This window comes from Cyanobium sp. BA5m-10, from assembly GCF_024346255.1.
GTDB lineage: Bacteria > Cyanobacteriota > Cyanobacteriia > PCC-6307 > Cyanobiaceae > Cyanobium_A > Cyanobium_A usitatum.
On sequence record NZ_JAGQCP010000011.1, the window covers coordinates 21753 to 42039 of the forward strand.

General features: G+C 63.1%; 19 protein-coding genes. 8 read left to right on the forward strand and 11 right to left on the reverse strand.

All coding sequences use genetic code 11. The features are described 5' to 3' along the window. The first annotated feature begins 72 nt into the window (after positions 1 to 72). Genes KBY85_RS06165 through fmt form a run of 3 tightly spaced genes read left to right on the forward strand, consistent with a single transcriptional unit; the run spans position 73 to position 3882 of the window. Positions 73 to 1452, forward strand: a complete 1380-nt coding sequence (locus KBY85_RS06165; RefSeq protein ID WP_254960669.1) for a TldD/PmbA family protein — start codon at positions 73 to 75, stop codon at positions 1450 to 1452. Between the two features lie 2 nt (positions 1453 to 1454). Further along, on the forward strand, positions 1455 to 2831 hold the full coding sequence (locus tag KBY85_RS06170; RefSeq protein WP_254960628.1) for a TldD/PmbA family protein: 1377 nt from the start codon (positions 1455 to 1457) through the stop codon (positions 2829 to 2831). A gap of 10 nt (positions 2832 to 2841) precedes the next feature. Continuing rightward, positions 2842 to 3882, forward strand: coding sequence for a methionyl-tRNA formyltransferase (gene fmt, locus KBY85_RS06175; RefSeq protein ID WP_254960629.1), 1041 nt, complete (start codon positions 2842 to 2844; stop codon positions 3880 to 3882). 247 nt (positions 3883 to 4129) lie between these two features. Here the strand turns inward: fmt and KBY85_RS06180 are convergent, their stop codons facing one another. The 4 genes from KBY85_RS06180 to KBY85_RS06195 all read right to left on the reverse strand — a co-directional run bounded on the left by KBY85_RS06180 (position 4130) and on the right by KBY85_RS06195 (position 6918). Further along, positions 4130 to 4333, reverse strand: coding sequence for a hypothetical protein (locus KBY85_RS06180; protein WP_254960630.1), 204 nt, complete (start codon positions 4331 to 4333; stop codon positions 4130 to 4132). Positions 4334 to 4410: 77 nt separating this feature from the next. Next, a complete protein-coding gene (locus tag KBY85_RS06185) occupies positions 4411 to 5688 on the reverse strand; it encodes a DEAD/DEAH box helicase (RefSeq protein ID WP_396093466.1) in 1278 nt (425 codons plus the stop codon). A 118-nt stretch (positions 5689 to 5806) separates the two neighbouring features. Further along, complete coding sequence (locus KBY85_RS06190; RefSeq protein WP_106501557.1) at positions 5807 to 6154, reverse strand: DUF6464 family protein; 348 nt, start codon at positions 6152 to 6154, stop codon at positions 5807 to 5809. Beyond that, positions 6151 to 6918 (reverse strand): TerC family protein, encoded by a 768-nt coding sequence (locus tag KBY85_RS06195; protein ID WP_254960631.1) that lies wholly within the window; start codon positions 6916 to 6918, stop codon positions 6151 to 6153. Before KBY85_RS06195 ends, KBY85_RS06190 begins: the two co-directional genes overlap by 4 nt. 43 nt (positions 6919 to 6961) lie before the next feature. On the opposite strand from KBY85_RS06195, the gene KBY85_RS06200 reads away from it, so the two are divergent. Further along, complete coding sequence (locus KBY85_RS06200) at positions 6962 to 7714, forward strand: hypothetical protein (RefSeq protein WP_254960632.1); 753 nt, start codon at positions 6962 to 6964, stop codon at positions 7712 to 7714. Here KBY85_RS06200 and KBY85_RS06205 read toward each other — a convergent pair. The 3 genes from KBY85_RS06205 to KBY85_RS06215 all read right to left on the reverse strand — a co-directional run bounded on the left by KBY85_RS06205 (position 7703) and on the right by KBY85_RS06215 (position 10642). Beyond that, a complete protein-coding gene (locus KBY85_RS06205) occupies positions 7703 to 9487 on the reverse strand; it encodes an EAL domain-containing protein (RefSeq protein ID WP_254960633.1) in 1785 nt (594 codons plus the stop codon). The genes KBY85_RS06200 and KBY85_RS06205 overlap by 12 nt on opposite strands. Next, entirely contained in the window at positions 9480 to 9893 is a 414-nt protein-coding gene (locus KBY85_RS06210) for a PAS domain S-box protein (RefSeq protein ID WP_254993292.1), read from the reverse strand. Before KBY85_RS06210 ends, KBY85_RS06205 begins: the two co-directional genes overlap by 8 nt. 74 nt (positions 9894 to 9967) lie before the next feature. After that, complete coding sequence (locus KBY85_RS06215; protein WP_254960634.1) at positions 9968 to 10642, reverse strand: hypothetical protein; 675 nt, start codon at positions 10640 to 10642, stop codon at positions 9968 to 9970. A 179-nt stretch (positions 10643 to 10821) separates the two neighbouring features. Here KBY85_RS06215 and mfd point away from each other — a divergent pair, with 179 nt between their 5' ends. Together mfd and KBY85_RS06225 are read left to right on the forward strand one after the other, a co-directional pair. Beyond that, on the forward strand, positions 10822 to 14394 hold the full coding sequence (mfd, locus tag KBY85_RS06220) for a transcription-repair coupling factor (protein ID WP_254960635.1): 3573 nt from the start codon (positions 10822 to 10824) through the stop codon (positions 14392 to 14394). Between the two features lie 98 nt (positions 14395 to 14492). Then, the gene (locus tag KBY85_RS06225; RefSeq protein ID WP_254931841.1) at positions 14493 to 14666 is read left to right on the forward strand and encodes a hypothetical protein; all 174 of its coding nucleotides are present in this window, start codon (positions 14493 to 14495) and stop codon (positions 14664 to 14666) included. 35 nt (positions 14667 to 14701) lie between these two features. On the opposite strand, the gene KBY85_RS06230 is transcribed toward KBY85_RS06225, so the two are convergent. Further along, entirely contained in the window at positions 14702 to 14989 is a 288-nt protein-coding gene (locus tag KBY85_RS06230; protein WP_315859972.1) for a DUF6737 family protein, read from the reverse strand. On the opposite strand from KBY85_RS06230, the gene KBY85_RS06235 reads away from it, so the two are divergent. Beyond that, a complete protein-coding gene (locus tag KBY85_RS06235; RefSeq protein ID WP_254960637.1) occupies positions 14977 to 15651 on the forward strand; it encodes a DUF3598 family protein in 675 nt (224 codons plus the stop codon). The genes KBY85_RS06230 and KBY85_RS06235 overlap by 13 nt on opposite strands. Here KBY85_RS06235 and KBY85_RS06240 read toward each other — a convergent pair. The 3 genes from KBY85_RS06240 to KBY85_RS06250 form a co-directional block, all read right to left on the reverse strand. Beyond that, entirely contained in the window at positions 15588 to 16934 is a 1347-nt protein-coding gene (locus KBY85_RS06240; protein ID WP_254960638.1) for a S41 family peptidase, read from the reverse strand. The genes KBY85_RS06235 and KBY85_RS06240 overlap by 64 nt on opposite strands. A 93-nt stretch (positions 16935 to 17027) precedes the next feature. Beyond that, positions 17028 to 18257 carry a (E)-4-hydroxy-3-methylbut-2-enyl-diphosphate synthase gene (gene ispG, locus KBY85_RS06245; RefSeq protein ID WP_254960639.1) on the reverse strand — a complete coding sequence of 410 codons (1230 nt, stop codon included), beginning with the start codon at positions 18255 to 18257 and terminating at the stop codon, positions 17028 to 17030. A 51-nt stretch (positions 18258 to 18308) separates the two neighbouring features. Continuing rightward, complete coding sequence (locus tag KBY85_RS06250; protein WP_254960640.1) at positions 18309 to 18965, reverse strand: uracil-DNA glycosylase family protein; 657 nt, start codon at positions 18963 to 18965, stop codon at positions 18309 to 18311. Positions 18966 to 19087: 122 nt separating this feature from the next. Here KBY85_RS06250 and KBY85_RS06255 point away from each other — a divergent pair, with 122 nt between their 5' ends. Beyond that, positions 19088 to 20278 carry a pyridoxal phosphate-dependent aminotransferase gene (locus KBY85_RS06255; protein ID WP_254960641.1) on the forward strand — a complete coding sequence of 397 codons (1191 nt, stop codon included), beginning with the start codon at positions 19088 to 19090 and terminating at the stop codon, positions 20276 to 20278. The last annotated feature ends 9 nt before the right edge of the window (positions 20279 to 20287 follow it).

The following is a 20287-nucleotide window of genomic DNA, read 5'->3' on the forward strand; positions in this document are numbered from 1 at the left end:
AAACCGGTTGTTCTCCAGTCGGCTGCAGCCCAGCCGGCAGTGGTAGCGGCAGATGCATTTGATCAAAGCTGGATGCTGCGGCTGGAGGCCTTACTGGCGAGCGCCAGGGCAGCAGGTGCCGATTTAGTTGAGATATTCCTGGAGCGCACCGACCACCTCGGCGTCTTGGCTGAGCAGGACACCATCACCAGCGTCAGCCCAGCCTTCGGCATGGGCGCTGGTATCCGGGTGTTCCTGGGCGACCGCGATGGCTTTGTTAGCACCAACGACCTGAGTGATCTCGGCCTGATGCAGGCCCTTGAGCAAGCCCTCGGCATGCTCGGATTGAGCCACAGCAGCAGCAACTCCAGCCCCTTCGAAGGTCTGCAGGTGATGCGAGATTTCGCCGCCGCCAAGCTGGACTGGCTTGATAGCTGCCCCTCCCTAGCTGAAGCCACCTTGAAGCTGCTGGAGGGCACCTGCCGCCTCGAGCACCACGGCAGCCACTTACAGGCCAGGCGCGGCAGCTACTCCCGCGACTGGCAGTCGGTGCTGGTTGCTGCCAGTGATGGCACCTTTGCCCGCGACATCCGCCTGCACCAGTCCCTCGGTTTAAACGTGCTTGCCGCCGACGGCGACCACCGCGCCGGCCTCGGCCGCCGCTACGGCACCTCCGATCGCCCCGATGACCTGCGCCAATGGGACGCGGACGCCGCCGCCCAGGAGGTGTGCTCGAGTGTGGGCACCATGCTCTACGCCGATTACGTCGAAGCCGGTCAGATGCCTGCGGTGCTGGCCAACCGCTTCGGCGGCGTGATTTTTCATGAGGCCTGCGGCCACCTGCTGGAAACCACCCAGGTGGAGCGGGGCACCACCCCCTTTGCTGAGATGGTTGGCCAATCCATTGCCCACGAGGCCGTCACGGCCATCGATGAAGGCCTGAGCGACGGCGCCTTCGGCTCCCTTTCTATGGACGACGAAGGCATGGAGCCCCAGCGCACCGTGCTGATCGAAAACGGGGTTCTCAAGCGCTTCCTCAGCGATCGAGCCGGCGAACTGCGCACCGGCCACAGCCGTACGGGCAGCGGCCGGCGCCAGGGCCATACCTTTGCTGCGGCCAGCCGCATGCGCAACACCTTCATCGCCGCCGGCCCCCACACCCCCGAGCAGCTGATCGGCTCCGTCGACAAGGGGCTCTATTGCAAATCGATGGGCGGCGGCAGCGTCGGCCCCACCGGCCAGTTCAACTTCGCCGTGGAGGAGGGCTACTTGATTGAAAACGGCCAGCTCACCAAACCGGTAAAGGGGGCCACCCTGATTGGCGAAGCCAAGGAGGTGATGCCGCGCATTTCGATGTGCGCCAACGACCTGGAACTAGCAGCGGGCTTCTGTGGCTCCGTGAGCGGCAGCATCTTCGTGACCGTCGGCCAGCCCCACATCAAGGTGGATTCAATCACCGTGGGAGGACGCTGACCATGACCCAGCCCACCATCCAGACCCTGAACGCCGAGGCCCTCAGCGGCCGGCTCCAGCAACTCGCCCAAGGCGCCGGCATCCAGCAATGGGATCTCGGCGCCTCCTGCAGCACCGACACCTCCGTGCAGGTAGACCGCGGCGAAGCCAAACAGATGAAAGGGGCCCAACGCAGCGCCATCACCTTGCGGGTGTGGAACGGCGACGGCCTAGTTGGCATTACCAGCACCTCAGACCTCAGCGATTCCGGCCTGGCCCGGGCCTTGAGCGGCGCCCGCGACGCCAGCGCCTTTGGCAATGCGGAGGAAACCCCGGCGTTCTCGACCCTGGCCACCGCACCCCTGGCCCCACTAGATCAACCGCTGCATCAACCCCAGCCGATCCTCAGCCTGCTGGACACCCTCAAACAGGCCGAACGGCAACTGCTTGATCGCCACATAGCAATCGCCACAGTTCCCTACAACGGCCTAGCCCAGCGCAGCAGCGAGCGCCTCTATCTCAACAACGAGGGGGCCTGCCGCCACCAGACCCTGACCACCGCCAGCCTCTACCTCTACGCCAGGGCAGAGGAAGCCGGTCGCAAACCACGCAGTTCCGGTGCCGTGCGCCTGGCCTACGGCACCACCGAACTCGACATCGCCGGCTGCATCGAAGAGGCCGCCGAGCGCACGATCGCCCACCTTGACTACGCACCGATCGAAACTGGTTACTACACCTGTGTTTTCAGCCCGGAAGCCTTCCTCGACTTGATCGGGGCCTTCAGCAGCCTCTTCAATGCCCGGGCCGTGCTCGATGGGGTGAGCCTCAGCCACCGCGACTCCCTCGGCGACAGCGTTGCCGTGCCCTTTCTGAGCATCCGCGATAACGGCCTGCACCCCGGCAATGTGGGCGCCTCTGCCTTTGATGGCGAGGGCACCCCCACCGCGCCCCTAGACCTAGTGGCTGGGGGCGTGCTGAAAAACTTCCTGCACTCGGAGGCCACAGCCCGAGCATTTGGGGTGGCGCCCACCGGCCATGCCGGCATGGGAGCAAAGGTGTCGGTGGGGGCCGATTGGTTCGAGATTTGGGCTACCCCTGGCAGCGACGGCGGCCAGCAGGGTCTAGATCGCTTAAACCATTCCGGCCCCGTTGTGGTGATCGACTCCCTGTCGGCGCTACATGCTGGAGTTAAAGCCAGCCAGGGTTCCTTCTCCTTGCCCTTTGACGGCTGGTTGGTTGAGGGTGGGGTCAGCCGCTCGATCGAAGCCGCCACCGTCGCTGGCGACATCCGCACCGTGATGAAGGCGATCGTCGGCTTTGAAGGCCTGGCCAAGATCACCCCGGATGGCCTCTGCCCTTACGTCTGGGTGGAAGGGCTCTCGATCACCGGCGAGGCCTGATCATCTGTCCTTGAAGATCCTGTTTTGGGGCACCCCCGCCTACGCCGTGCCCAGCCTTGATGAGCTGGTGGCGGCAGGGCACGAGCTGGTGGGGGTGGTTACCCAGCCAGATCGGCGGCGGGGGCGGGGCAAGGACTTACTGCCAAGTCCTGTCAAGGCACGCGCCCTGGAGCTAGGCCTGCCGATATTCACGCCGGAGCGGATCCGCCGCGAGCCCGAGCTCCAGGGCAGGCTTGGCGCCCTCGGCACCGATGTGTCCGTTGTGGTGGCATTTGGCCAGATCCTGCCGCCAGAGGTGCTGGCCCAGCCCCCCCTGGGCTGCTGGAACGCCCACGGCTCCCTACTGCCCCGCTGGCGTGGCGCCGGACCGATCCAGTGGTGCCTACTGCAGGGCGACAGCAGCACCGGCGTCGGGATTATGGCCATGGAGGAGGGCCTCGATACCGGGCCGGTGCTGCTGGAGCGCTCTATCTCCATTGGCCTGCTGGAGAACGCCCAGCAGCTGGGGCAGCGGCTCGCCCAGCTCAGCGCCGAGCTGCTGGTAGATGCCCTGCCGCGCATCGAAACCGCCGGAACGGGACCAGAAGCCGAACGGCTAGCCCGGCTCGGGGTTCGTGTCCAGGGAGAAGTGGGCCTCAGCTACGCCCGGATGCTCACCAAAGACGACTTGTTAGTCGACTGGAACCAGTCGGCTCTGGAAATTCATCGTCGGGTGATGGGCCTGTACCCCGGCGCCGTCACCCAGTGGCAGGGCAAGCGGCTAAAACTTCTAGCCACCGAACCTCTGGTCGCCAGGCTCGCTTCTCAACTGAGCCCAGAAGCCCGCTACTTACTAGCGGAGCCAGCAGCATTTTCGAAAGGATTGTTGTCGGCAGCAGCGGCGCCCGGAACCGTGCTAGCGCTTGCTGCCGATGCGGGCCTGGTGATTGGCACTGCTGGCTGCCCATTGCTGGTAAGAGCAGCCCAACTGGAGGGCAAGTCACCTGCCCAAGGCCAGAGCTTGCTGCAACAACTGGGCTGCAGCGCAGGTGATCAGCTTGGGATCACCTAGACCCAACTTAAGTTCTGTGTTGCTAGGGCTCCCTCACTTTTCGGCGCTAGTAACCGCAGCTAGAGAGGAAGAAGACCTTGCTCGGCAACCATGGGAAACGACAGGCCGCTACGTGGTCAGCCATGAGCAACAGCCCCACTTGCACCACCGGGTAGCAAACCTGGCCAGCGCCTATGCCACCTGTCACGGTTTTGAAATGGGGCGACAGAACAGCGGGCCCCTAGCTGCCCAGGCAGCTGGTTGATCCTCAAGGCTCGCCCGCAGACAGTGGAGCGGCAACTGCCTTGCGGTGGATGGCGTGCAGCCCCTCAAGTTGGTTGTGCACAGACAACAGCTGGTCGCGGATGTGCTGGCTGTTGTCGATGCGCCCCAGGGCCAGCAGCATCGACTCGATCTGAACCTTGCAGTCGATCAGGACTCGGCATTCAGGGGATCCGGGCTCGTAGGGCATAGGGGCATTTATCAACGTCCCTATCCGAGCGGAGACAACCCTTAGCCGGTGTGTCGATTGCTGCCGTTAGGGCTAGATCAACGCCCAGAGCTGTAGCGCCCCCGACGGCCCCCGTCGCTGCCGCTGCGGGAGGGTCCGGCTGGGGGTCCACCCCTGCGGGCACCACCGCCCCTGCCCTTACCCCGACCACCGCTGAGATCCAGGGGTGGAGCAGAGAGCACCTTGGGCTCAAAACCGGGCACCTCCTGCCGCGGCAGACGGGTGCCGATCATGCGCTCAATGGCCCGCAGTAGCTCACTTTCCTCAGCTGCCACCAGGGAAATTGCGTGGCCGTTGTGGCCGGCCCGGCCGGTGCGGCCGATCCGGTGTACGTAGTCCTCCGCCTGGTTCGGCAGGTCCAGGTTGACCACGTGGGGCAGCTGGTGAATGTCAATGCCACGGGCAGCCAGGTCTGTTGCCACCAGCACCCGCAAAGAACCAGCCTTGAAGTCGGCCAAGGCTCGGGTGCGAGCTCCCTGACTCTTGTTGCCATGGATAGCCGAAGCCGACATCCCCTCGCGGGTGAGTCGCTCGGCCATGCGGTTGGCGCCGTGCTTGGTGCGTGAAAACACCAGCACCTGCTGCCAGTTGTTGCTGCTGATCAAGTGGCTGAGCAGATCACCCTTGCGATCCATGTCGCAGGGATGGAGCAGGTGCTCCACCGTGGGAGCGGTGCGGTTTTCGGGAGTGGCCTGGAGCTGCACCGGGTTGTGCAGCAGGCCGGTGGCAAGGCGGCGAATATCCCCAGAGAAGGTGGCTGAGAACAGCAGGTTTTGACGCTTGGGCGGCAGCAGGGCCAGGATTTTCTGGATATCGCGGATGAAGCCCATATCCAGCATCCGGTCGGCCTCATCGAGCACCAGGATCTCGACCCGGTCGAGCCGCAGGGCTTTCTGCTGATAAAGGTCCATCAGCCGGCCCGGGGTGGCTACCAGCACGTCAGTGCCGCGCTGCAACCTGGAAATCTGGGGATTCACCTTGACCCCGCCGAACACCACGTCGCTGCGCAGATCGAGGTAGCGGCCGTAGGCCCGCACGCTTTCGCCAACTTGGGCAGCCAGCTCGCGGGTAGGGGTGAGCACCAGGGAGCGAACAATGCCGGCGCGGGCGGGGGGGCCGTGGCGCAGGCGCTCCAGCATCGGCAGGGTGAAACCGGCGGTCTTGCCCGTGCCGGTCTGGGCCGCCGCCATCACGTCGTGACCCGCCAGCACCGCCGGGATGCACTGGCCCTGGATCGGTGAGGGCTTGGTGTAACCCTTTTCGGTTACCGCCTTCAAGATCGGCTCACCCAGCCCAAACGATGCAAAGTCGAGCAGCTCGGGAGCATCGCTGCTGAGCGCAGCAGCGTCCACCGCCGCCGGACTGGAATCGGCAACCTCTGTGCCGGATCGTGGAGAGGGCTGACGGATTGCAGGTGTTGCGTGATCCCCCACCCTAGGGACCAGCGAAGTGGCTGCAGCGCTCGCATGGGCCATCGGGAAGCACGGCACAGCGCAGCAGCGGGCTGCGGGCGTTGAAACGGCAATCGGGGTTCCCGATCACCCACTGGTTTTGCCACCAGCGGGCATCGGTGGGCTGGCGCTGAGGCTTCACCTGCAGAGCGACACTGGCAAGTTCGTAGCACCCATTGCGCAATTGATAGCGGTGGCGCCGCTGCAGCACCAGAAAACTGCGGCCGCCAGCCTCAAGCCAACGGCCCGGATGGGGCACCTCAGCCAGCTCTGGCACCTCAAGCCAATCGAGCAGGCGATCGCTGCCGATCTGGCGCAGCTCCACCCTCATGGCTCCAGCGGTTTCGGCTCCAGAGGCAGGCGCACCGAAAAGCCCCAAGTAAACAAGGCAGCCACCAGCAGCAGCAGCAGCCACTCCGGCGCCACCACCTGGGGCAGGCCCAGGCGCAGCAGCAGCTTCATACCCACCAGACCCACCGCCAGGTAGCCGGCCGTTTCCAGATGCTTGTAGACCTCAAGCCAACGAATAAACAGCTCTGCGGTGAGTCGCAGGGCGATAACGCCGATCACCCCACCGGCCATCACCAGCCACAGCCGATCACTCACCGCCACCGCTGCGGCAACGCTGTCAAGCGAAAAAGCCAGATCGGTAAGGGCCAGGGTGGCCACAATTGAGCCAAGCCCGGCGGGGTGCAGCGAGCCGGGCTTGGCTCCTGCAGTGGCTGCACCATCAGCAGCACCAGCCGCGCCGGCCCCCTCTTCGGGCTCAGACCACACCAGCAGCAGGTGGCGCCCGCAAAGCCACAGCAAATAGGCCGCCGCCGCCAGTTGCAGCGGCCAGAAATTCAGCACCCAGCGGGCAGCCACGATCAAACCAAGCCGAAAAACCAGGGCCAAGGCCAGGCCGAGGTTGAGGGCCTGGCGCTGACGGGCCGGATCCTCCAGGCCCCGGGCGATAGCCGCCAGGGCAATGGCATTGTCGGCGGAGAGCACCGCCTCTAAGGCCACCAACAGGGGCAGCAACAACAGCACCTCACGCCACTGGTCTGCCTGGTTCAGCAGGGGGGTGAGGGATTGGATCGACTCCGCTTCCACGGGCTGCAGCGGGTCAAGATGGGATTCACTCTAGAAAGCTGGGTTGGAGCATCCGTTAAGCGAACTGCAGTTCAACGTCCAGCTGCTCCATGCCGAACCAGGCAGCCGAGTGGTGCTGGTGCAAATAAGCCGTGCTGGCCAGGTAATCGACGCAGCACTGGGCGAAGCAGCGACCGCCGAGGCTGCAGAAGACCGAGCCCGCCAACGCCTGGGTGAACACCTTCCAGTAGCCGCGCCCCCTACTGCGAGCGCACCCACTGCGAACACACCCACGCCCGTCCGGATTAGTAGTACGCCCCCCCAGGTTCAGCCCAAACCCCAAGCCGAGCGCCCAGCGGCGCCCAGCCCCCCTCCGGCACAGGCGATCGAAGAACCGCCGGCCGACCCGGAGGATTGGAGCAGCGAGTTGGCCCGACTGGATTTACAGCTGCAGAGACTCGGCTGGAATCGCGAGCAGGAGGCCGTTTATCTCGAGAGGGTATTCGGCCACCCCAACCGCAACCGCCTCACCAGCTATGGGGACCTGCTGGCCTACCTACAGGCCCTAGAGGGCTTTGCCGATGGCAGCGACCCCGCCAGCGCACCACCCCCCTTACGCCGCAAGGAGCTGCTCAGCCAGTGTGAGGAGCTGCTTAGCCAGTTGCAGTGGGATCTGGGCCAGGGTCGTGCCTTCCTCGAGAAGCACTTTGCACTAACCAGCCGCCAACTACTTAGCGACAGCCAACTGCTTCAATTTAATATGTTGCTGGAAAGTGAGTGGCTCGCCCAAAGCTCACCCGCAACTTTAGGGAACTAAAAGTTCAGCTGGCTGGGGAAAGGGGGCTGGGTGGCCAAACAGGAAGCCCTGCCCCCTTAAGCAGCCCATCGCCAGTAGGGCTTCTGCCTGGGCTTCAAGCTCAACCCCTTCGGCGATCACATCCAAACCAAGATCGAGAGACAGCCTGATCATCGAGTCCACAACTACCCTACGACGAGGATGGTTCAGCAGACCGGCCGTAAAACTACGATCGATCTTGATTGCATCAATGGGCAGTTGGGATAGCCAGGACATACTTGAATAACCAGTACCAAAGTCATCTAGATATACTCTACAACCCACTGCACGCAGGATGTTCAGCTCGTTAATTGCGGTGCGAGGACGATCTATCAAGACGGATTCGGTGACCTCAACAGCCAGGCGCCCTAAATCAACCTCATAGCGCTCTGCGATGGCAATCATCCGCCCAGCAAGACCCTCCCGGCAGACTTGCAGCGGACTTATATTGATCGAAATTACAAGATCAGGGGCTGTATTCTCTGTCAATTTCAGCACCGCCAAGCAACGGTGCAAAACAAGATCACCCAATTGATCAATCAAGCCCACAGACTCGGCAACCGAAATAAATTCGCTTGGCGCCATCCAGGCACCCTCAAAATCACGAATACGGACGAGCGCCTCGAAGCCAATCGAATCCCGGCTCTTTAGATCAACAACAGGCTGAAAATCAACCTTAAGTAGATCACCATCAATTGCAGACTGCAACTGGCGCTTTATCAAAACTCCCCGCCTGACCTGAGCATCAATTACGTTGTCATAGATGGTGATTGAGCGCTCATCGCTACCCTTAGCCGCATACATCGCCAGATCAGCACGGCGCAATAACTCATCTACAGTGACCTCAGGATCATCAGTAGAGGCAATACCCACAGACATGCTGGGTGTAATCGAATAATCCTGTGAAATCCAGGGCTTGGAAACCAGAGCCTGCAAGCGTTCCGCCAGCCATACTGCTGCCATTGGCGTGGGCACACCAGGGCTCAACACCACGAATTCATCCCCCCCCAGCCTGGCAAGCACATCCTCAGGACGAAGGGTGGATTGAAGCCGTTTACCCAACTCAATCAACAACTCATCACCAACTTGATGGCCGTAGGAATCATTTACTTCCTTAAAACGATTTAGATCGCAAAACAGTAGTGTGACTAAGCCGGGCCGACGACGTAGCTGCTGCAAGGCTATTGCAATCCGAGCGCGCAGGCCTCGACGATTGGGCAAGCCAGTCACGGGGCACTTCATCACCTTGGCCGCTAGAGCCAGCTGCTTCGACTGCAGATCTATATACTTTTTACTGGTTGACAACCATTTCTCTTCGATCTGCTGGCTTTTCTGCTGCAGCTCATCGAATGAGATCCGAGCACTCACATCCCGAAAGGAGAACATCAATGGATTTGGCACCTCCGTGACTACGGGACGCCATTCGATTTCCAGAGCATGCACCGGATCTTCACTGAGAATCACGGTGACAAAAACAGTCTTCAGCAATCCCCCTCGGGTCTGCTCAATGGTAAGAATTGGTTCACCAACAATATTTAGTGGCAGAATCCCGTGAAGATCCACTCCGAGTATCTCAAGCCTGGACTTACCTACAAATTTATCAAAAGAGGCGTTTGTCCACAGCACTTGGCCGATCGCATTGACCAGAACGAGTCCTTCACTTATCTGGCCAAGGGCAGAATCAAGCCGGCCCAAGGTGCGGCGCAACTCAACGACCAGTGTCATTTCGTCATTTGGAGTGGAGGCTTCAGGCATCAGTCTCCATACAGCCTGGCAAGGGGGTGAGGGTGGCCCCGAAAACCCAGCCAGCCTCGCGCTTTTCTCCCAAAATGAAATGCTCAGACACCACCTCACTACCGTCGGCGCAGACGGTTTTCAGACGCAACGGGTGCGCAAGAATGGTGGACTGCTCCGTGGCCTGGAAGCGGGAAAAGCCCAACTGGTGAGACATCTGAAAAGCACCCGGCAAGATCAGGCTCAGGGGTTGGCCGCGCAACTGATCTTCAGTCCAGCCGTAGGCCTGCTCGAAAGCCTTGTTAATCGAAACCACTTGTCCTAGGGAATCAGCCAATACAAAGGGCCTATCTCCGTTCTGCAGGGATTCAATGGTGGGTTGAACAGAGGCCGCAGTGCTCTCTGGCTGGGACTGTTCGGTAGCCAAAATTTACTCGATCTATGGTTGAAATTATATGGTGCCCATTGAAAACTTTTGCGCAAACGGGCCGACCCAACCGTTTAGGTGCCGCAATGGCGGCGCACCAACTGAGCCCCCAGGTTCAAGCGGGTTTGATTGGCATAGGCCTCCCGCTCCAGTTGCCGCTCCTGCTCCGATGCCTGGCTGTAGACAGATTCATTCAGCACACCATTTAGGTGATCGGGCAAGGCTGAGGGCAAACCCAGGGGCCGGGGGCGGGCACGCAACCCCCGGTTGCTGCAGCTCTGGGCAACGTGAATCGCCTCATGGTTGAGCACCCGGGCAAACTCCACACTGCCCTTAGCCACCACCCGGGGCTGAATGCGCAGGGTCCGTGCTGCCGGGTCCCATTCCCCCGCCGCCCCAGGCTTGCGGGGCTGACCCAGCTCCAGACGCACCCCGGCTTTGGCCAGCACTATGAGCAGCTCACCGATCGCCAGGCGCTCGGCCCCAAAGCTGGGCGGGTTGGCGATCAGGGCCCGCAGCTCCGCCACAGACAGCCTGGGTTCGTTGGCCCGGCGGCGGTAGTGGTAACGCACCGCACCACTGGGAAGGGTTTCAGCCCGCGGCAGCCACTGACGATCAGCTGTAGCCAGTCGCTGCAGCAAAGCCGCCTCCTGTTCAGGCAGCAGACCTGCCGCCTGGGGCGTTGGGCGCGCAGGCTCGCTTGCCAAGCAAGCCCCCAGCAGAGCCAGCAAGCCGCCCAGCGCCAACACGGCTGGCGCCTTAGCCAGCCGGTTAGTAGGGAACAGGCTCTTGGTGTTGAACAGCCTCTTGGTGTTGAACAGACAGCTGGTCTTGGACAGACAGTGAAGTCGAAGCAGAAGTTGGCGGCAACCAACACCACTCTGGTGCCAGTTGCGAAGATCGGAGCCTTCTGAGATTCCCTGACCCCATGCCCCTCACCGCCCTGGTGCGCCAGCTGCAGCAGGTGCCCCTCACCGGCGAGGTTTTGCTGCGTCTGCAGCGGGCCGACCGACTGCGGCTCAGTGGGGCGGGGCGCAGTGCGCGGGCCCTGGTGAGCAGCGCCCTGGCCGGGGCTGCCGAGGCGCCCTTGCTTGTTCTGGTTCCGACCCTGGAGGAAGCGGGCCGCTGGGCAGCGCTGCTGGAGCTGATGGGGTGGAACAGCTGCCAGCTCTACCCCACCAGCGAGGGCAGCCCCTACGAGCCCTTTGACCCCACCAGCGAAATCACCTGGGGCCAGTTGCAGGTGCTCAGCGAACTGCTGGATGCCCCCCGCCGCCTGGCAATCGTGGCAACGGAAAGGGCCCTGCAGCCGCACCTGCCGCCTCCCGAAACCATGCGGGATCAATGCCTGAGTCTGCGTAAGGGCGACACGATCGACCTTGAACAGCTCGCCACCACCCTCAGCCGGCTGGGCTACGAACGGGTGCCCACCATCGAGCAGGAGGGCAGCTGGAGCCGGCGCGGCGACATCGTTGATGTGTTTCCGGTGAGTGCCGAGCTGCCCGTGCGGCTGGAGCTGTTTGGCGAAGAACTGGAGAAACTGCGGGAATTCGATCCCGCCTCCCAGCGCTCCCTAGACGCCATCGAGGTGGTGCGGCTCACACCCACCGGCTACGGCCCCCTGATCGCCGATGCCCTGCGCGAGTCGATGCCGGATGGGCTCGAGCAAATGCTCAGCCCGGAGGCCCTCGAGCAGCTACTCGAAGGGGGCACCCCGGAGGGCATGCGGAGGCTGATGGGCCTGGCCTGGCAGCAGCCGGCCTCCCTGCTGGATTATTTGCCGCCCCACACCCTGATCGCCATCGATGAGCGGCGCCACTGCCTCTCCCATGGCCAGCAGTGGTTTGACCATGCCTGCGACCACTACGCCGACGTGGTGAAGGAGCTGGAACTAGAAGCCAGCGCGGCGCCGACGATCCTGCCGCCGCTCCTGCATCGCCCCGCGGCAGACGCCCTGGAGCAGGCGGAGGTATTTGCCGGTTTCGATCTGGCCGAGCTGCACGAAACCGACCAGCACCCCAACAGCTTTGACCTGGCCTCCCGCTCGGTGCCGGCCTACCCCAATGCCTTCGGCAAGCTGGCAGGCCTGGTGAAGGGCTTTGTGGCCGAGAAAGCCAAGGTCTGGCTGCTGTCGGCCCAGCCCTCGCGGGCGGTAGCCCTGCTGGAGGAACACGACTGCATCACCCGCTTCGTGCCCAATCCCGCCGACTTTCCAGCCATCGACCGACTGGTGGAGCAGGCCACGCCGGTGGCCCTGAAAACTAAGGGCACCGCCGAGCTCGAAGGGCTGCAGCTACCGGCCTGGCGGCTGGTGCTGATCACCGACCGGGAGTTCTTTGGCCAGCACGCCCTAGCCGCCAGCGGCTACGTGCGCCGGCGCCGCAAGGCTGCCAGCCGCACCGTGGATCCGGGCAAGATGCAGCCGGGCGATTTCGTGGTGCATCGCAACCACGGCGTCGGCAAGTTTCTGAAGCTGGAAAAGCTGGCGATCGGCGGCGAATCCCGCGACTACCTGGTGGTGCAATACGCCGACGGCCTATTGCGGGTGGCCGCCGACCAGCTGGGCAGCCTCGGCCGGTACCGCGCCAGCACCGATGCGCCTCCAGACCTAAACCGCATGGGCGGCACGGCCTGGGCCAAGGCCAAGGAGCGCGCCAAAAAGGCCGTGCGCAAGGTGGCGGTGGATCTGGTCAAGCTCTACGCCGAGCGCCACCAGGCACCGGGCTTCGCCTTCCCCGCCGACGGCCCCTGGCAGCACGAACTCGAAGACTCCTTCCCCTACGAGCCCACCCCCGACCAGGTGAAGGCAATCGCCGATGTCAAGCGGGATATGGAGCAGCCCCAGCCAATGGACCGGCTGGTGTGCGGCGACGTGGGCTTCGGCAAAACGGAGGTGGCGATCCGGGCCATCTTCAAGGCGGTCACGGCGGGCAAGCAGGTGGCGATGCTTGCCCCCACAACGGTGCTGGCGCAGCAGCACTGGCGCTCCCTTTCGGAGCGCTTTGCGCCCTACCCAATGAAGGTGAGCCTGCTAAACCGCTTCCGCACCACCGCCGAACGCAAAACAATCCTGGAAGGGTTGGGCGCAGGCACGGTCGATGTGGTGGTGGGCACCCACCAGCTGCTCTCCAAAAGCACCGGCTTCAAGCAGCTGGGTCTGCTGGTGGTGGATGAGGAGCAGCGCTTTGGCGTCAACCAGAAAGAAAAGATCAAGGCGCTGAGAAAAGACGTAGACGTGCTGACCCTTTCGGCCACACCGATCCCCCGCACCCTCTACATGAGCCTTTCCGGCGTGCGGGAGATGAGCCTGATCACCACACCACCGCCGCTGCGCCGGCCGATCAAGACCCACCTGGCCGCCCTCGACGAGGAGGCGGTGCGCAGCGCTATCCGCCAGGAGCTCGACCGCGGCGGCCAGATCTTTTACGTGGTGCCGAGGGTGGAGGGCATTGAGGATGTGGCCTCCGGCCTGCGGCTAATGATCCCGGGTCTGCGGCTGCTGGTCGCCCACGGCCAGATGGCTGAAGGCGAGCTGGAGAGCGCCATGGTGGCCTTCAACGCCGGCGAAGCCGACCTGATGCTTTGCACCACGATCGTGGAGAGCGGCCTCGACATCCCCCGGGTGAACACGATCCTGATCGAGGACGCCCACAAGTTCGGACTGGCCCAGCTCTATCAGCTGCGGGGCCGGGTGGGGCGCAGCGGTATCCAGGCCCATGCCTGGCTGTTTTATCCCGGCAATGCATCCCTGAGCGAAGCTGCACGGCAACGGCTGCGGGCGATTCAGGAATTCGCCCAGCTGGGATCGGGCTACCAGCTGGCCATGCGCGATATGGAGATCCGTGGCGTCGGCAACCTGCTGGGGGTGGAGCAGAGCGGCCAGATGGAAACCATCGGCTTCGACCTTTATATGGAGATGCTGCAGGAGTCGCTGGCTGAAATCCAAGGCCAGGACATCCCAGTGGTGGAAGACACCCAGATCGACCTGCCTGTGACCGCCTTCATCCCAGGCGATTGGATCACGGAAAACGACGAGAAGATCGCCGCCTACCGGGCCGCCGCCGAGTGCGGCGGCAAGGAGGAGTTGCTGGAGCTGGCCACCGGCTGGGTGGATCGCTACGGCGCCATTCCGGCGCCGGTTATCTCGCTGTTGCAGCTGATGGAGCTGAAGCTGGTGGCCAAGCGCTGCGGCTTCTCCCGCATCAAGCCGGAAAAACCCAACATCGCCCTGGAAACCCCCATGGAGGAGCCCGCCTTCCGCCTACTGCGCCAGGGCCTGCCCCAGCACCTCCATGGCCGCCTGGTGTTTCAGCCCGGATCGGGCGCCACCGCCAAGGTGCTGGCCCGGGGCCTGGGGGTGCTGCCTGCTGAGAAGCAGCTCGAGGAGCTGATGGGCTGGCTCAACCAAATGGCGGAGCAAATCCCAGGCAGCGATGGCCTCACCGAAGCCCAGCGGCGCGAGCAGCTCAAGGCCCGCAACGAAGAGGTGTTGGCGGTGTAGGCGCCGCCAGCGAGCCGCTCCTGGGCCCAAGGGCCCCTTAACCAACCAGATTCCGCAAAAATCCGTTACATTCATGAGAAGTTGTGTAACGGCGATCCATGGGCGAAGTGATCGGAGCAGGTTCGGGCTTAGGGGGCGGGTTCAGCCTCGTTTCTGGAGTGGTGAGCCTCCTGGCGATCGGCATGTACGCCATGCTTCAACCAGGTGCCGGCAACAACAACGATGATGACGATTCCGGCCCCGGCGGTGGACTGATGCAGCCGGTCGCCTGATTCCGCCTAGCTAGGCGCTTGAAATTAAGCGGATTTCAAGGCTTTTCAGGTTGTTCAGCAGCCCGGAGTTCGGCCTGATAGCCAGCTGGCACCACAACCAGAAAAAGGAGCCACCAAGCCAGCACCCCTATGACTACAGGCGCGGTGATCCACCAACGCTGAAGCAGCACCCAGCTCCCTGCCACCACAATTGCACCGGTGAGCAAGATGCTCCAAGGCTGGCACCACCAGGGTTTCATCTCCCAAATTGACGCAGGGTGGTTCATTTGAGGTGGGGGCGAATCAAGCGGCACAGCAACCAAATTTCTATATGAATACGCCATTCTCGCCGCTTACTGCCCAGATGCGGCGAGAAACCTTGCTCGCCCACAACTCTGGCGATTGGCATGGCTGCTTCATTCGCTGTGATGGCCGTGGCCTGGAGCAGGAGCGCTTCAAAAGCCAGCTCTCAGTGCAAGACCAAGGCGGCAAAGTGATGGCTGCGTTGACCAACGTCAGCAGTGGCCAGGTGCGCTCAATGGATTTTGATGAGCCTCCGGCGGAAATGCAAATCAGCCCAGAGGGGCACTGGAGCCTGGGCCCCGATCGCATCGGTGCCTGGCCCTGGGTGAGCGAGCTCTGCTTGGTGTGGGGAGAGCGGCGCCGCCGCGCCGTGATTCGCCATGGCAGCGAACGGCTCGAATCGCTGGTGGTTGTAAGCGAGGCGAGGCCAGGGATGGAGGAACCATTACCTCCCGCGCCGCTCCAGGCCCTAGCTAGCCCGGCCCCCGCTAGCGCTGGCTTGATCTGGAGCCTGCTGGCAGCTTTAGGCGTAACACTCCAAACGGCGGATCGCCGGCAGTCTGGGGTGCCAGAAGAGGTAGCCCTGTGCTGGCAGCCCGAACCGGGTATTCACCTGGAAATTCGCAGGAGCTACAGCGCCTATGGCGCGCTGGAGTCCTGGGGGGCCACGGCCGCCGGCACATTGGCGCTGCGTGGGTTATAGGCCTTCTCCACGCTGTTTGCATTGCGAAGCCGTTTCACCAGCGTGGATTCCGCCACCCGGTATTGGCTGTCCTTCTTGGTGCCGAGATCCTCGAGCTTGAGGCGCTGGGACTCGAGCTCAGTCATTTTTGCCGTCACATCAGGGTCGATGCCGTGCTTGTGGATGTCGCGGCCACTGGGGGTGAGGTATTTGGCGATGGTCACGGTCATCCCTGAGCCATCAGATAGCCCCCGCACCGACTGCACCAAGCCCTTACCGAAGGTTTTCTGGCCCACCAGCACAGCCCGGTTGTTGTCCTGAAGGGCGCCGGAGAGAATTTCACTGGCGCTAGCTGAACCCTCATTAACCAGCACCACCATGGGCTTGGTGGTGAGGGCGCGGCCGTTTGCGCGCTTGACATCCTGGATGCCATCACGGGTTTTGGTGGAAACGATCGTGCCTTCGTTTAGCCAATGGCGGGCAATCTCCACGCTTGCCATCAGCAGGCCGCCTGGGTTGCTGCGCAGATCCAGCACATAACCTTGGGCCCCCTTTTCTTCGAGGTCCTTCACCGCCAGGCGCATGTCCTTGGTGGCGGTGGCATTGAATTGCTTGAGGCGGATATAACCCACCTTGACGCCATCAGCACTGGTGTTGATCTGGTGGTCGACGGCATGGAGCTCGATGCGCTCCCGAGTAAGGGGCAACTCCAGGGTCTGAGCCTTGCGCTTGAGGGTGAGGGTCACCGTGGTGCCGGCCTGACCACGGATCAGCTTGACGGCATCCTCGGTGCTCATGCCCTTGGTCGACTTCCCGTCGATCGCCACAATCACATCCTTGGGCTGAACGCCAGCCCTCGATGCGGGCGAACCTTCAATTGGTGAAACCACCACCAGATTTTTTGTTTCCTTATCCAGGCTCAGCTGGATTCCCACCCCGGAGAGTTCTCCGGAGGTGTCGATCTGCATCTCCTTGAATTCCCTTGGATCGAGAAAACGGGTGTAGGGGTCATCGAGGCTGCCGAGCATGCCCCGGATCGCTTCATAGGCCTCCTTAGAGCTGCCGTAACTCTTGGCGAGCACGTCACGCCGCAGGCTGCGCCATTGCTCTGGCTTGTACTTGCCGTTGATATCCAGATAGTCGCGGAAGACGATCTGCCAGGTCTGGTCGATTACTTCCTTGGGGCTGTCGCTGATGCGGGTAGAGCCACCGGGAGGGGTCACCAATTCCCTGGCCACGACCGCAGTGGCCGCACAAGCACCAATACCGACCAGCACGAGCAGGCTGGTGCGGGGGCTGGCCATCAGGAAAAGCCGTTGCGGCGCGGGAAACGTATCTTCAAACTAGCGCCGCTGATTGGTTTTAACCGGGGCGGGTTACCGGAAGTGAGCAGGCGCTCAGGGATCAACCCAGCGACCATCCTCCTGAATCAGGGCGATCAGGGCTGCCACTCCCTCGGCCTCCGGCACCCGGCGAATCTCCTCCCGGCCCCGGTAGAGGGAAATGGTGCCGGGGATTTTACCCACATAGCCGTAGTCGGCATCGGCCATTTCGCCCGGCCCGTTAACGATGCAACCCATCACGGCGATGTCCAGACCGGTGAGGTGGGACGTGGCGTTGCGCACCTTGTGCAGCACCTCCTCCAGGTTGAACAGGGTGCGGCCGCAACTGGGGCAGGCCACGTATTCCACCATCGTCTTGCGCAGCCCCAAGGCTTGCAGGATCGAGTAGCAAACAGGAATTTCCTTCTCGGGGGCCTCAGTGAGTGACACCCGGATCGTGTCGCCTAGACCCTCAGCCAGCAAAGGCGCAATGCCGGCGGTACTTTTAATTCGCCCGTAGTCGCCATCGCCTGCCTCGGTGACTCCCAAATGCAGGGGGTAGGGGAAGCCCTCCGCATCCATGCGGTCGGCCATCATTCGGTAGGCGGCCATCATCACCGGCGCCCGCGAGGCCTTCATTGACACCACGATGTTGTGGAAGTCGAGCCGGTCGCAGATGCGGATGAATTCCATGGCGCTCTCCACCATGCCCAGGGGCGTGTCGCCGTAGCTGAACAACATCCGCTCAGCCAGGGAGCCATGGTTGACACCGATGCGCAGGGCCTTGTCCTCCTGCTTGAGCAATTGAACCAACGGTTCAAATGTTTCGGCGATGCGCTCACCGATGGCAGATACCTCCTCGGGGCTGAATTCGGTGCGATTTGGGTCGGGCTTGTCAAACACGAACAGACCCGGGTTGATCCGAACCTTGTCGACGTGCTGGGCAACCTCCAGTGCAATCTTCATGCCGTTGTGGTGCACGTCGGCCACCAATGGCACCGGCTGATAGGTGTCTTCAAGGCGCTGGCGAATTTCTTTTACCGCCTTCGCGTGGGCCAGGGAAGGCACCGTAAGTCGCACGATTTCGCAACCGACTTCGTGCAGCCTCCGGATGCCGGCGGAGGCACCCTCAATATCGAGGGTGTCCTCGTTGATCATCGACTGCACCGCCACCGGGTGATCGCTGCCGATCCAGATATCTCCCACCCGCACGCTGCGGGTCTGGCGCCGGTGAATCACGGTGTCGTAGCGAGCCGGAGTGACGTAGGGAGCCACGCTGTCGTAGGGAGCCGGGGTGCCGGTCATGGCTGGGTGAAGCGGGGGGCCGGGAAGGGCAAAGCCTGTCACAAAAGCCGCTTAAGCGACGAGGGTGTCAAACGGATTGAGCAGTTCAGCAAGGCGGGCGGGATTGGCCAGCAAGGATCGGCGTACCTCCTGGAAGTCGGCTGCCGTGAGCGCGCGGGGCGAGCCCTCGGCCTGCGAGTTAAAGCGCAGCAGATAGGAGGGATGCAGGACCGGCATCAGGCGCCGGCCCCGCAAAATTTCAATCTCGCTGGCGTGCCACTGGCCCCGCAGGCTGGTGATGCCGCCCTTAATTCCCAGCACCCCCTCCAGCGCCGTGGCCCCCACCAGCAGGATCACGGCCGGATTCACTAAAGCGATCTGATGATCAAGCCAGGGGCGGCAGGCGGCCAGCTCCATGGGCTTGGGCTTGCGGTTGCCAGGGGGGCGGCACTTGACCACATTGCAAACGTAGGCATCTCGGTTGCTGTCGATGCCAGCGGCAGCCAGCAGCTGATTGAGCAGCTGGCCGGAGCGACCTACAAAAGGCAAGCCAGCGCTGTCTTCCTGAGCGCCGGGTCCCTCGCCGATCAGCATCAGCCGGGCGGCGGGATTGCCCCGACTCACCACCACCTGCTGCCTCTCCGCGGCCAGACCACAGCGGCGACAGGCTGCGCAATCGAGCAGCAACTGCCCCAGGGACTCGGCTGGGGCAGGGGTAGGTGTCGTCACGGCAAAACCATCAACGTGTAACTAGCTGGCCATTTCGTGCCCCTTTGAACCGTACGCGGCAAATCCGTAAGGCAGGATGCCAGCCAGTGCTGATGCCGCGCGTCCTGATGCCGGACACAGGGATGACCGCCGCGCCCACCACCACTCCGGCCCTCTCTGCCCGGGCCCGGGCCCTCCAGCCCTCCCTCACCCTGGCCATTGCTGCCCGAGCCAAGGCCCTCAAGGCCGATGGCCAAGACATCTGCAGCCTCAGCGCCGGCGAACCTGATTTCGATACCCCGGCCTTCATCCGCCAGGCCGCCACGGCTGCTCTGGAGGCAGGCCATACCCGCTACGGCCCAGCCGCCGGCGAGCCTGCCCTGCGCGATGCGATCGCCGCCAAGCTCAGCACTGAAAACGGCATACCCACCACCGCCCAGCAGGTGCTGGTCACCAACGGCGGCAAGCAGGCGCTCTACAACCTGTTCCAGGTGCTGCTCGAGCCCGGCGACGAGCTGCTGCTGCCGGCGCCCTACTGGCTCAGCTATCCAGAAATCGCCAAGCTCGCCGGCGCCACGGTGACCATGCTGCCCAGCTCAGCGGCCCAAGGCTTCCGCCTCGATCCGGCCCAACTGGAGGCAGCCATCACTCCAGCCAGCAAGTTGCTTGTGCTCAACAGCCCCGGCAATCCCACCGGCATGGTGCTGAGCCGGCCGGAGCTGGAGACGATTGCCGCCGTGCTGCGCCGCCATCCCCAGGTGGCCGTGGTGTGCGATGAGATTTACGAATTCCTGCTGGCCCCAGGCCACGCCCACCACAGCTTTGGCGCCGTGGCGCCAGACCTGGCCGATCGCGTCTTCACGGTGAATGGCTTCGCCAAGGGCTGGGCCATGACCGGCTGGCGCATCGGCTGGCTGGCTGGGCCCCAGCCAGTGGTAGCCGCCGCCAGTGCCCTGCAAAGCCAGAGCACCAGCAACGTTTGCAGCTTTGCCCAGTTCGGCGCCCTGGCTGCGATCGAAGCGCCCCGCGACTGCGTGCACGCCATGGCGGCCCAGTTCAACGAGCGCCGCAGCCTGCTGAGTGCGGGGCTGATGGCAATCGAAGGATTGAAACTGCTGCCGCCGGAGGGGGCGTTCTATGCCTTCCCCGATGTAAGCGGCTTTGGCCTCGATTCCATGACCCTGTGCAACCGGCTGCTCGATGAAGTGGGCCTAGCGGTGGTGCCAGGGGTGGCCTTCGGCGACGACCGCTGCATTCGACTTTCCTGCGCAGCCGGGCCTGCCACGATTGAGGATGGCCTGGCGCGCCTGCAGCGCTTCCTGGCTGCCCTCTGACTCCCACCT

Bases quoted from the DNA above. Each gene is read 5' to 3' on its own strand.
- KBY85_RS06165 (WP_254960669.1), top strand. From the start codon at position 73: ATGCTGCGGCTGGAGGCCTTACTGGCGAGCGCCAGGGCAGCAGGTGCC.
- KBY85_RS06170 (WP_254960628.1), top strand. From the start codon at position 1,455: ATGACCCAGCCCACCATCCAGACCCTGAACGCCGAGGCCCTCAGCGGC.
- KBY85_RS06180 (WP_254960630.1), bottom strand. From the start codon at position 4,333: ATGCCCTACGAGCCCGGATCCCCTGAATGCCGAGTCCTGATCGACTGC.
- KBY85_RS06190 (WP_106501557.1), bottom strand. From the start codon at position 6,154: ATGAGGGTGGAGCTGCGCCAGATCGGCAGCGATCGCCTGCTCGATTGG.
- KBY85_RS06205 (WP_254960633.1), bottom strand. From the start codon at position 9,487: ATGCCTGAAGCCTCCACTCCAAATGACGAAATGACACTGGTCGTTGAG.
- mfd (WP_254960635.1), top strand. From the start codon at position 10,822: ATGCCCCTCACCGCCCTGGTGCGCCAGCTGCAGCAGGTGCCCCTCACC.
- KBY85_RS06225 (WP_254931841.1), top strand. From the start codon at position 14,493: ATGGGCGAAGTGATCGGAGCAGGTTCGGGCTTAGGGGGCGGGTTCAGC.
- KBY85_RS06235 (WP_254960637.1), top strand. From the start codon at position 14,977: ATGAATACGCCATTCTCGCCGCTTACTGCCCAGATGCGGCGAGAAACC.
- KBY85_RS06230 (WP_315859972.1), bottom strand. From the start codon at position 14,989: ATGGCGTATTCATATAGAAATTTGGTTGCTGTGCCGCTTGATTCGCCC.
- KBY85_RS06240 (WP_254960638.1), bottom strand. From the start codon at position 16,934: ATGGCCAGCCCCCGCACCAGCCTGCTCGTGCTGGTCGGTATTGGTGCT.
- ispG (WP_254960639.1), bottom strand. From the start codon at position 18,257: ATGACCGGCACCCCGGCTCCCTACGACAGCGTGGCTCCCTACGTCACT.
- KBY85_RS06255 (WP_254960641.1), top strand. From the start codon at position 19,088: ATGACCGCCGCGCCCACCACCACTCCGGCCCTCTCTGCCCGGGCCCGG.